The organism is Staphylococcus sp. Z5-21 (assembly GCF_056529615.1).
This window is the reverse complement of the sequence record NZ_CP096462.1, coordinates 855,299-867,640: the sequence shown is the minus strand read 5'-3', so window position 1 is coordinate 867,640 and position 12,342 is coordinate 855,299. Positions and strand designations below refer to the sequence as shown.

Sequence of the window (12,342 nt, the reverse complement as noted above, 5' to 3'; positions counted from 1 at the left end):
TTATTATGACAACAGTTTATTATGACCAATCAGTTACGAAAGACGCTTTACAAGGTAAAAAAGTAGCAATCATAGGCTATGGTTCTCAGGGACACGCACATGCTCAAAATTTAAAAGACAACGGTTATGATGTCATTATCGGAATCAGACCTGGACGTTCTTTTGACAAAGCTAAAGATGATGGCTTCGAAGTATATCCTGTAGATGAAGCAGCAAAACAAGCTGATGTCATCATGGTGTTATTACCAGATGAAATTCAAGGCCAAGTATATAAAGAAGAAATTGAACCAAACTTAGAAGCAAACAATGCATTAGTATTCGCGCATGGTTTTAATATTCATTTCGGTGTTATTCAACCACCAGAAAACGTAGATGTATTCTTAGTAGCGCCTAAAGGACCTGGACATTTAGTACGTCGTACATTTGCTGAAGGAAGCGCAGTCCCTGCCCTATTCGCAGTTGAACAAGATCCGAGTGGTGAAGCTAGAGATTTAGCATTAAGCTATGCTAAAGGTATCGGTGCAACACGTGCAGGTGTATTAGAAACATCATTTAAAGAAGAAACAGAAACAGATTTATTCGGTGAACAAGCAGTGCTTTGTGGTGGTACGACTAAATTAGTACAATCTGGTTTCGAAACGTTAGTAGAAGCAGGTTACCAACCAGAAATTGCATACTTTGAAGTATTGCATGAAATGAAATTGATTGTTGATTTAATGTATGAAGGCGGTATGGAAAATATGCGCTATTCAATTTCAAATACAGCTGAATTTGGTGACTATGTTTCTGGACCACGTATTATCACACCGGATGTTAAAGATAATATGAAAGCTGTATTAGATGATATTCAAAAAGGAAACTTCAGTGATCGATTCATTAAAGATAATCAAAATAATTTTGAAGAATTCCATAAATTAAGAGAAGAACAACATGGTCATCAAATCGAAGCGGTTGGTAGAGAACTCCGTGATATGATGCCATTCATCAAATCTAAGAGCATTGAAAAATAATTAGGCAAACTACCATATCTATCGATAAAAATGACATCAAGCTAAGTTCTAATGCAAATCGTAATATTTTGCATTAGCTAACTTGGTAAGATGTTTCAAATTTCTCGATAAATATGATTGTCTAAAATTCATTTATAGGAGATGTTGAAAATGAGTAGCCATATTCAAATTTTTGATACAACACTAAGAGACGGCGAACAAACACCTGGCGTAAATTTTTCATTCGATGAAAGATTAAAGATTGCTAAACAACTTGAAAAATGGGGCGTAGACATTATTGAAGCAGGTTTCCCCGCTTCTAGTTCTGGTAGTTTCAAATCAGTTGAAGCTATTGCTAAAACATTAACTACTACCGCTGTCTGTGGCTTAGCACGTTGTGTAAAAAAAGACATAGATGCAGTATACGAATCAACTAAAGCAGCAGCTAAACCTAGGATTCATGTATTTATTGCAACAAGCCCTATCCATCGTGATTCAAAACTAATGATGTCAAAAGAAGAAGTATTAGCATCTATTAAGGAGCATGTTTCTTATGCTAAACAATATTTTGATGTTGTTCAGTTTTCACCAGAAGATGCAACAAGAACGGAATTACCATTTTTAATTGAATGTGTTCAAACAGCTGTTGATGCAGGCGCTAGTGTAATTAACATCCCTGATACTGTAGGTTTTAGCTATCCTAAAGAATATGGTGAAATTTTCAAAACGTTACAAGAATCTGTTCATGCTGATCATGATGTGATTTATAGCGCACATTGTCACGATGATTTAGGCCTAGCAGTAGCAAATAGTATGGCAGCAATAGAGAATGGCGCAAAACGTATTGAAGGCACGCTTAATGGTATTGGCGAACGTGCTGGTAATACAGCTTTAGAAGAAGTTGCACTGGGCCTTTATGTTAGACAAGATCATTATGATAATCAAACTCAAATTAATTTAGAAGAAACAAAACAAACATCTGATTTAATTGCTCGATTCGCAGGTATTCGAGTCCCAAGAAACAAAGCCATTGTTGGACAAAACGCATTTAGTCATGAATCAGGTATACACCAAGATGGCGTTCTTAAAAATCCAGAAACTTATGAAATTATGACACCTCAACTTGTCGGAGTTAAAACAACAGAATTACCACTTGGTAAACTTTCTGGTAAGCACGCTTTTGCAGAAAAACTAACTGCCCTAGGTTACGATGTTGATCCTGAAGAACAAAAAACTTTATTCAAACAATTTAAAACGGTCGCTGATAAGAAAAAAGCAGTAACTGATCGTGACATCCATGCTTTAATTCAAGGTACGGAACATGAACAAAATGCAATTTATAAAGTAGAGACACTTCAATTACAATTTGTTTCTAATGGTTTACAAAGTGCTGTCGTTGTAATTAAAGATATAGACGGTAATACGTACCAAGATTCAAGTATTGGAACAGGCTCCATTGTTTCTGTATACAACGCTGTTGATCGTATCTTTGATCGTAAAACAGAACTTATTGAATATCGCATAGACTCTGTTACTGAAGGCACAGATGCTCAAGCTGAAGTACATGTTCAGATTAAGATAGATGATCAAATTGTTACTGGTGTAGGTATTGACCACGATATCTTACTCGCTTCTTGTAAATCATATGTTGAAGCGCATGCGAAATATGTAGCTAATACAAAAGTGGAAGAAGGTATTCATTCATGAGTTATAAGATTGTAGCCCTTCCTGGAGACGGAATTGGACCAGAAATATTAAATGGTTCATTAGAAATATTACAACAGCTAAGTAAAGAATTTCATTTTGAATATGAATTAGAATCACATGACTTTGGTGGTATTGCTATAGATAATCATGGCAAACCACTTCCAGATTCCACATTAAATGCTTGTAAAAATGCAGACGCAATCCTATTAGGTGCTGTGGGGGGACCCAAGTGGACAGATCCAAATAATAGACCAGAACAAGGTTTACTTGGCATTCGTAAAGCTTTGGGTCTGTTTGCAAATATACGCCCCACTACAGTTACAAATGGCACAAGCCATTTATCCCCTATTAAAGAAGAACGTGTCGCAAATACAGATTTTATTTTAGTAAGAGAATTAACCGGTGGCATCTATTTTGGTGAACCAAAACAATTAAGTGAAAACGACGCACTGGATTCCTTGACTTATACTAGAGATGAAATCGAAAGAATTGCTAGAGTTGGTTTTGAATTAGCTCAAAAGCGTCATAAAAAGTTAACTTCAGTTGATAAAGAAAATGTACTTTCATCTAGTAAATTATGGAGAAATGTAATAAATGAAGTATCTCAATCATATCCTGATGTTGAGGTAAACCATTTACTCGTCGATGCTTGTGCCATGCACTTAATAACAAATCCATCACAATTTGATGTCATTGTGACAGAAAATTTATTTGGCGATATTTTAAGTGACGAAGCTTCAGTCATTCCTGGTTCTTTGGGATTATCACCTTCAGCAAGCTTTAGCGAACAAGGTCCAAGACTATATGAACCTATTCATGGTTCAGCTCCAGATATTGCAAATCAAGATATTGCCAATCCTTTTGGCATGTTACTATCCGTGGCAATGTGTCTTAGAGAAAGTCTAAATGAAGACAAAGCAGCAGATAAATTAGAAAATGTTATATATCAATTAATAAAAGAAGGAAAAACAACCCGTGATCTCAATGGTAATTATCTTACATCAGAAATTTTTAATTACGTCAAAGAAAATCTTTAAAAAGGAGGAGATGTCATATGGGTAAAACACTATTTGATAAAGTTTGGAACAAGCATGTCTTAACTGGTAAAGAAGGTGACCCACAATTATTATATATTGACCTACATCTAATACATGAAGTCACATCTCCTCAAGCTTTTGAAGGATTAAGACTACAAAATAGACAATTGCGTAGACCTGATTTAACCTATGCAACACTTGATCATAACGTGCCAACGGTCGATATTTTCAATATTAAAGATGAAATTGCAAACAAACAAATCACAACTTTACAAAAAAATGCAAAGGCCTTTGGTGTTCATATTTTTGATATGGGATCCGATGAACAAGGTATCGTTCATATGGTTGGCCCAGAAACAGGATTGACTCAACCAGGAAAAACCATCGTCTGCGGTGACTCACATACTGCGACTCATGGTGCTTTTGGTGCAATCGCTTTTGGTATTGGTACAAGTGAAGTTGAACACGTTTTTGCAACACAATCACTTTGGCAAACTAAACCTAAAAATTTAAAAATTGAAGTAAATGGTAAATTACCTACAGGTGTTTACGCAAAAGATATTATTTTGCATCTTATCAATCAACATGGTGTTGATTTCGGTACTGGTTATGCTCTAGAATTTTCTGGTGAAACAATTCGCAGTTTATCCATGGAAGCGAGAATGACAATTTGCAATATGGCTATAGAAGCTGGTGCAAAATACGGTATGATGGCTCCAGATGAAACAACTTTTGAGTATGTTAAAGGACGTCCTTATGCTACAAATTATAAATATGATATTGATGCATGGCGCGAACTATATACTGATGAAGATGCAGAATTTGATAGAGTGATCACTTTAGATGTAACTGATCTAGAACCTCAAGTAACTTGGGGTACAAATCCTGAAATGGGTGTAAGTTTTAATACGCCCTTCCCTGAAATACAAAATGTAAATGATGAACGTGCTTATAATTACATGGGCCTTCAACCTGGTCAAAAAGCTGAGGACATAGACTTAGGTTATGTATTCTTAGGTTCTTGTACTAATGCTCGCCTTTCTGACTTGGTTGAAGCAAGTCACGTCGTTAAAGGGAATAAAGTACACCCAAACATTACTGCAATTGTTGTACCAGGTTCACGTACAGTTAAGATAGAAGCTGAAAAATTAGGTCTTGATAAAATATTTAAAGACGCTGGTTTTGATTGGAGAGAGCCTGGATGCTCCATGTGCCTGGGAATGAATCCAGACCAAGTGCCTAATGGTGTACATTGTGCTTCTACGAGTAACCGTAACTTTGAAGGACGACAAGGTAAAGGCGCTCGTACTCATTTAGTATCACCTGCAATGGCAGCAGCTGCTGCTATTAATGGAAAATTTGTAGATGTTAGAAAGGTGGTTGTATAAAATGGAAATCAAACCAATCACAACATACACTGGTAAAGTCGTACCACTTTTTAATGACAATATTGATACCGATCAAATTATTCCAAAAGTACATTTAAAACGTATTTCTAAGTCAGGTTTTGGACCTTTTGCATTTGATGAATGGCGCTATTTAGATGATGGTTCTGATAACCCAGATTTTAATCCTAATAAACCAGAATATAAAGATGCTTCAATTTTAATTACTGGTGAAAATTTTGGATGTGGATCCAGTCGTGAACATGCGGCATGGGCTATTAAAGACTATGGTTTTGACATTATTATCGCCGGTAGCTATAGTGATATTTTTTATATGAATTGTACTAAAAATGCAATGTTGCCTATTGTATTAGACAAAGAAGCAAGAGAGTATCTAGCAGATGCTGGAGAGATTACAATAGATTTACCAAATCAAACTGTTTCGACAAAAGATAAATCATTTGATTTTCAAATTGATGAAACATGGAAGAAAAAACTCGTCAATGGACTTGATGATATTGATATCACTTTACAGTTTGAAGATGCAATCAAAAATTACGAAGCAGCAAAAACATACTAATTAATACAAAAAGGGTGAAACTAATGACTGTAAAAACAACAGTTTCTTCAAAGGATATAGATGAAGCTTATTTACAATTAAAAGATATAGTTAAAGAGACACCATTACAAAAAGATCACTATTTATCACAAAAATATGATTGTAACGTTTATTTAAAACGTGAAGATTTGCAATGGGTTAGGTCATTTAAACTCAGAGGTGCATATAACGCGATTATTGCTTTAGATGAAGCTGATCGTCAAAACGGTATCACGTGTGCAAGTGCGGGTAATCATGCACAAGGCGTAGCTTATACAGCTAGTAACTTAAACTTGAATACTGTCATATTTATGCCAGTAACTACCCCACTTCAAAAAATTAACCAAGTGAAATTCTTTGGTGGCGACAATACTGAAGTCGTATTAACTGGTGATACTTTTGACGACTGCCTTAAAGAAGCCCTTGTTTATACTGAAGAAAATAAAATGAACTTTATTGACCCTTTTAATAATATTTATACTATTGCTGGTCAAGGCACATTAGCTAAAGAAATACTTGAACAATCTAAAGATAACGACATTCAATTCGATTATTTATTTGCTGCAATCGGTGGTGGTGGTTTAATTTCTGGAGTTGGTACTTATTTCAAAACGCATTCTCCAGAAACTTCAATTATAGGTGTTGAGCCTGCGGGTGCAGCAAGTATGTATACTTCAGTAGTATTGGAAAATCAACTAGTTACTTTACCAGATATTGATAAATTTGTAGATGGCGCATCTGTAGCGCGTGTTGGACAAATTACTTTTGATATTTCTAAAGATATCGTTGATGATTATATCCAAGTACATGAGGGTGCTGTTTGTTCAACTATTTTAGATATGTACTCTAAACAAGCTATTATTGCTGAACCTGCGGGTGCATTAAGTGTAGCTGCACTTGATCAATATCAAGCAGAAATCAAAGGAAAAACTGTTGTCTGTGTTGTTAGTGGTGGCAATAATGATATTAATCGTATGAAGGAAATTGAAGAACGTTCATTATTATTTGAAGAGATGAAGCATTACTTCATCCTAAATTTCCCGCAACGTCCAGGCGCATTAAGAGAATTTGTTAACGAAGTACTTGGTCCTAAAGATGATATTACGAAATTTGAATATCTCAAAAAATCTTCCCAAAATACTGGAACTGTAATTATAGGTATTCAGTTGAATAATCATAAAGATTTGGGACATTTAAAAGCAAATGTTGATGAATTTGATAAATCAAATATTTATATTAACGAAAATAAAATGTTATATTCATTGCTGATTTAAGCATTATAAGAGGCCTAATCCTTACTATATAGGGTTAGGCCTCTTTATATTTAAAATTATTTTGCAATTTTGATCGTACATTACTTGTTAGGTGTATGTTTGCTCCTGTAGTCGCACTCATTCTATTTACTGCAGTAAGTACGTTCATATATAGAGTGTCTTTCCAATTTATTGGATTTAGTTATTCTTACATACGAGTTTTGACTTGTATGTTCATTTAATCAATACCGCTTGTAAGCTCGCTTCGTCTTTTGCTCAGTTCGTCAGCTTCAAACACTTTCTCATAATAGCTTATTTTAGGCTTTTCAGTTCTTCGAACTGGAGAAGTTAAGCCTTTTTTGACATAAAAAAAAGAGACCTCTCGGTCTCGGCTCATCGCATCCTATTAATGCTGCCTGGCAACGTCCTACTCTTGCGGAACGTAAGTCCGACTACCATCGGCGCTAAGGAGCTTAACTTCTGTGTTCGGCATGGGAACAGGTGTGACCTCCTTGCCATTGTCACCAGACAATGAAATGTATGAAATTATACATTCAAAACTAGATAGTAAGTAAAATATGATTCAACCAAACAAAACATTTAAAATTTGATTAAGTCTTCGATCGATTAGTATTCGTCAGCTGCACATATCGCTATGCTTCCACCTCGAACCTATTAACCTCATCATCTTTGAGGGATCTTATAACCGAAGTTGGGAAATCTCATCTTGAGGGGGGCTTCATGCTTAGATGCTTTCAGCACTTATCCCGTCCATACATAGCTACCCAGCGATGCCGTTGGCACGACAACTGGTACACCAGAGGTATGTCCATCCCGGTCCTCTCGTACTAAGGACAGCTCCTCTCAAATTTCCTACGCCCACGACGGATAGGGACCGAACTGTCTCACGACGTTCTGAACCCAGCTCGCGTACCGCTTTAATGGGCGAACAGCCCAACCCTTGGGACCGACTACAGCCCCAGGATGCGATGAGCCGACATCGAGGTGCCAAACCTCCCCGTCGATGTGAACTCTTGGGGGAGATAAGCCTGTTATCCCCGGGGTAGCTTTTATCCGTTGAGCGATGGCCCTTCCATGCGGAACCACCGGATCACTAAGTCCGTCTTTCGACCCTGCTCGACTTGTAAGTCTCGCAGTCAAGCTTCCTTATGCCTTTACACTCTATGAATGATTTCCAACCATTCTGAGGAAACCTTTGAGCGCCTCCGTTACTCTTTAGGAGGCGACCGCCCCAGTCAAACTGCCCATCTGACACTGTCTCCCACCATGATAAATGGTGCGGGTTAGAAATCCAACACAGCGAGGGTAGTATCCCACCAACGCCTCCACGTAAGCTAGCGCTCACGTATCTCAGGCTCCTACCTATCCTGTACAAGCTGTGCCGAATTTCAATATCAGACTACAGTAAAGCTCCACGGGGTCTTTCCGTCCTGTCGCGGGTAACCTGCATCTTCACAGGTACTATGATTTCACCGAGTCTCTCGTTGAGACAGTGCCCAAATCGTTACGCCTTTCGTGCGGGTCGGAACTTACCCGACAAGGAATTTCGCTACCTTAGGACCGTTATAGTTACGGCCGCCGTTTACTGGGGCTTCGATTCGTAGCTTCGCAGAAGCTAACCACTCCTCTTAACCTTCCAGCACCGGGCAGGCGTCAGCCCCTATACATCACCTTACGGTTTAGCAGAGACCTGTGTTTTTGATAAACAGTCGCTTGGGCCTATTCACTGCGGCTCTCCTGGGCGTTAACCCTAAAGAGCACCCCTTCTCCCGAAGTTACGGGGTCATTTTGCCGAGTTCCTTAACGAGAGTTCGCTCGCTCACCTTAGAATTCTCATCTTGACTACCTGTGTCGGTTTGCGGTACGGGCACCACAATTCTAGCTAGAGGCTTTTCTTGGCAGTGTGAAATCAACGACTCGAGGAAACAATTTCCTCTCCCCATCACAGCTCAATCTTAAGAGTGCCGGATTTGCCTAACACTCAATCTCACTGCTTGGACGTACAATCCAATCGTACGCTTCGCCTATCCTACTGCGTCCCCCCATCGCTTAAAACGAATAATGGTGGTACAGGAATATCAACCTGTTATCCATCGCCTACGCCTATCGGCCTCAGCTTAGGACCCGACTAACCCAGAGCGGACGAGCCTTCCTCTGGAAACCTTAGTCAATCGGTGGACGGGATTCTCACCCGTCTTTCGCTACTCACACCGGCATTCTCACTTCTAAGCGCTCCACATGTCCTTGCGATCATGCTTCAACGCCCTTAGAACGCTCTCCTACCATTGTCCTTATGGACAATCCACAGCTTCGGTAATATGTTTAGCCCCGGTACATTTTCGGCGCAGTGTCACTCGACTAGTGAGCTATTACGCACTCTTTAAATGATGGCTGCTTCTAAGCCAACATCCTAGTTGTCTGGGCAACGCCACATCCTTTTCCACTTAACATATATTTTGGGACCTTAGCTGGTGGTCTGGGCTGTTTCCCTTTCGAACACGGACCTTATCACCCGCGTTCTGACTCCCAAGTTAAATTGATTGGCATTCGGAGTTTGTCTGAATTCGGTAACCCGATAAGGGCCCCTCGTCCAAACAGTGCTCTACCTCCAATAATCATCACTTGAGGCTAGCCCTAAAGCTATTTCGGAGAGAACCAGCTATCTCCAGGTTCGATTGGAATTTCTCCGCTACCCACAACTCATCCGCTCACTTTTCAACGTAAGTCGGTTCGGTCCTCCATTCAGTGTTACCTGAACTTCAACCTGGTCATGGGTAGATCACCTGGTTTCGGGTCTACGACCAAATACTCAACGCCCTATTCAGACTCGCTTTCGCTACGGCTCCACATTCACTGCTTAACCTTGCATCAAATCGTAACTCGCCGGTTCATTCTACAAAAGGCACGCCATCACCCATTAACGGGCTCTGACTACTTGTAAGCACACGGTTTCAAGTTCTATTTCACTCCCCTTCCGGGGTACTTTTCACCTTTCCCTCACGGTACTGGTTCACTATCGGTCACTAGAGAGTATTTAGCCTTGGGAGATGGTCCTCCCAGATTCCGACGGAATTTCTCGTGTTCCGTCGTACTCAGGATCCACTCAAGAGTGAACAAACTTTCGACTACAGGATTATTACCTTCTTTGATTCATCTTTCCAGATGATTCGTCTAGTCTGTTCTTTTGTAACTCCGTATAGAGTGTCCTACAACCCCAACAAGCAAGCTCGTTGGTTTGGGCTCTTCCCGTTTCGCTCGCCGCTACTCAGGGAATCGATTTTTCTTTCTCTTCCTGCGGGTACTAAGATGTTTCAGTTCTCCGCGTCTGCCTTCAGATATGCTATGTATTCACATATCGATAACACGACATAACTCGTGCCGGGTTTCCCCATTCGGAAATCTCTGGATCAAAGCTTACTTACAGCTCCCCAAAGCATATCGTCGTTAGTAACGTCCTTCGTCGGCTTCTAGTGCCAAGGCATCCACCGTGCGCCCTTAATAACTTAATCTTTTTTGACTTTCAACACGAACAAGTCGGTTGAAAACCCAAAATGTTATTAATCTGTGAGTGTTCTTTCGAACACTAGCGATTATTTCTTTTTGAATTCAAAGCTTGTTAAAAAACTCTAATTCACTCGGTTTTGCTTGGTAAAATCATAAATTTTACTTACTTATCTAGTTTTCAATGTACAAAATAATGCAATGAATACTCCAATGAGCATTCAAAACTGAATACAATATGTCAATGTTATTCCTGCATCTTCGTAAGAAGATGTTCCGAATATATCCTTAGAAAGGAGGTGATCCAGCCGCACCTTCCGATACGGCTACCTTGTTACGACTTCACCCCAATCATTTGTCCCACCTTCGACGGCTAGCTCCATAAATGGTTACTCCACCGGCTTCGGGTGTTACAAACTCTCGTGGTGTGACGGGCGGTGTGTACAAGACCCGGGAACGTATTCACCGTAGCATGCTGATCTACGATTACTAGCGATTCCAGCTTCATGTAGTCGAGTTGCAGACTACAATCCGAACTGAGAACAACTTTATGGGATTTGCATGACCTCGCGGTTTAGCTGCCCTTTGTATTGTCCATTGTAGCACGTGTGTAGCCCAAATCATAAGGGGCATGATGATTTGACGTCATCCCCACCTTCCTCCGGTTTGTCACCGGCAGTCAACCTAGAGTGCCCAACTTAATGATGGCAACTAAGCTTAAGGGTTGCGCTCGTTGCGGGACTTAACCCAACATCTCACGACACGAGCTGACGACAACCATGCACCACCTGTCACTTTGTCCCCCGAAGGGGAAGGCTCTATCTCTAGAGTTTTCAAAGGATGTCAAGATTTGGTAAGGTTCTTCGCGTTGCTTCGAATTAAACCACATGCTCCACCGCTTGTGCGGGTCCCCGTCAATTCCTTTGAGTTTCAACCTTGCGGTCGTACTCCCCAGGCGGAGTGCTTAATGCGTTAGCTGCAGCACTAAGGGGCGGAAACCCCCTAACACTTAGCACTCATCGTTTACGGCGTGGACTACCAGGGTATCTAATCCTGTTTGATCCCCACGCTTTCGCACATCAGCGTCAGTTACAGACCAGAAAGTCGCCTTCGCCACTGGTGTTCCTCCATATCTCTGCGCATTTCACCGCTACACATGGAATTCCACTTTCCTCTTCTGCACTCAAGTTTCCCAGTTTCCAATGACCCTCCACGGTTGAGCCGTGGGCTTTCACATCAGACTTAAGAAACCGCCTACGCGCGCTTTACGCCCAATAATTCCGGATAACGCTTGCCACCTACGTATTACCGCGGCTGCTGGCACGTAGTTAGCCGTGGCTTTCTGATTAGGTACCGTCAAGACGTGCACAGTTACTTACACGTTTGTTCTTCCCTAATAACAGAGTTTTACGAGCCGAAACCCTTCATCACTCACGCGGCGTTGCTCCGTCAGGCTTTCGCCCATTGCGGAAGATTCCCTACTGCTGCCTCCCGTAGGAGTCTGGACCGTGTCTCAGTTCCAGTGTGGCCGATCACCCTCTCAGGTCGGCTACGTATCGTCGCCTTGGTAAGCCGTTACCTTACCAACTAGCTAATACGGCGCGGGTCCATCTATAAGTGATAGCAAAACCATCTTTCACTTTAGAACCATGCGGTTCCAAATGTTATCCGGTATTAGCTCCGGTTTCCCGAAGTTATCCCAGTCTTATAGGTAGGTTACCCACGTGTTACTCACCCGTCCGCCGCTAACGTCAAAGGAGCAAGCTCCTTATCTGTTCGCTCGACTTGCATGTATTAGGCACGCCGCCAGCGTTCATCCTGAGCCAGGATCAAACTCTCCATAAATGAATT

6 protein-coding genes and 3 rRNA genes are annotated in these 12,342 nt (G+C 40.6%); 6 read left to right on the top strand and 3 right to left on the bottom strand.

What is annotated here, in order from left to right:
• The first annotated feature begins 5 nt into the window (after positions 1–5).
• The 6 genes from ilvC to ilvA all read left to right on the top strand — a co-directional run bounded on the left by ilvC (position 6) and on the right by ilvA (position 6,990).
• A complete protein-coding gene (gene ilvC / locus M1D64_RS04190; protein ID WP_037538061.1) occupies positions 6–1,010 on the top strand; it encodes a ketol-acid reductoisomerase in 1,005 nt (334 codons plus the stop codon).
• 150 nt (positions 1,011–1,160) lie between these two features.
• Positions 1,161–2,696 (top strand): 2-isopropylmalate synthase, encoded by a 1,536-nt coding sequence (locus M1D64_RS04185; RefSeq protein WP_011302712.1) that lies wholly within the window; start codon positions 1,161–1,163, stop codon positions 2,694–2,696.
• Entirely contained in the window at positions 2,693–3,733 is a 1,041-nt protein-coding gene (gene leuB, locus M1D64_RS04180; protein WP_011302711.1) for a 3-isopropylmalate dehydrogenase, read from the top strand. Before M1D64_RS04185 ends, leuB begins: the two co-directional genes overlap by 4 nt.
• Positions 3,734–3,750: 17 nt before the next feature.
• Complete coding sequence (gene leuC / locus M1D64_RS04175) at positions 3,751–5,121, top strand: 3-isopropylmalate dehydratase large subunit (RefSeq protein WP_002482761.1); 1,371 nt, start codon at positions 3,751–3,753, stop codon at positions 5,119–5,121.
• 1 nt (position 5,122) lies between these two features.
• A complete protein-coding gene (gene leuD, locus M1D64_RS04170) occupies positions 5,123–5,698 on the top strand; it encodes a 3-isopropylmalate dehydratase small subunit (protein ID WP_002482760.1) in 576 nt (191 codons plus the stop codon).
• Between the two features lie 23 nt (positions 5,699–5,721).
• Positions 5,722–6,990, top strand: coding sequence for a threonine ammonia-lyase IlvA (ilvA, locus tag M1D64_RS04165; protein ID WP_041079881.1), 1,269 nt, complete (start codon positions 5,722–5,724; stop codon positions 6,988–6,990).
• A 393-nt stretch (positions 6,991–7,383) separates the two neighbouring features.
• Here ilvA and rrf read toward each other — a convergent pair.
• The 3 genes from rrf to M1D64_RS04150 form a co-directional block, all read right to left on the bottom strand.
• Positions 7,384–7,498: ribosomal RNA gene (rrf, locus tag M1D64_RS04160) — 5S ribosomal RNA — on the bottom strand.
• Positions 7,499–7,576: 78 nt separating this feature from the next.
• Positions 7,577–10,499: ribosomal RNA gene (locus M1D64_RS04155) — 23S ribosomal RNA — on the bottom strand.
• A 284-nt stretch (positions 10,500–10,783) separates the two neighbouring features.
• Positions 10,784–12,336 (bottom strand): 16S ribosomal RNA (locus M1D64_RS04150).
• Together the 16S, 23S and 5S rRNA genes form the textbook arrangement of a ribosomal RNA operon.
• Positions 12,337–12,342 lie beyond the last annotated feature (6 nt).

What these genes read in the sequence shown, in the direction of transcription:
- leuD (WP_002482760.1), top strand. Translation starts at nt 5,123, where the DNA reads ATGGAAATCAAACCAATCACAACATACACTGGTAAAGTCGTACCACTT.
- ilvC (WP_037538061.1), top strand. Translation starts at nt 6, where the DNA reads ATGACAACAGTTTATTATGACCAATCAGTTACGAAAGACGCTTTACAA.
- leuC (WP_002482761.1), top strand. Translation starts at nt 3,751, where the DNA reads ATGGGTAAAACACTATTTGATAAAGTTTGGAACAAGCATGTCTTAACT.
- leuB (WP_011302711.1), top strand. Translation starts at nt 2,693, where the DNA reads ATGAGTTATAAGATTGTAGCCCTTCCTGGAGACGGAATTGGACCAGAA.
- M1D64_RS04185 (WP_011302712.1), top strand. Translation starts at nt 1,161, where the DNA reads ATGAGTAGCCATATTCAAATTTTTGATACAACACTAAGAGACGGCGAA.
- ilvA (WP_041079881.1), top strand. Translation starts at nt 5,722, where the DNA reads ATGACTGTAAAAACAACAGTTTCTTCAAAGGATATAGATGAAGCTTAT.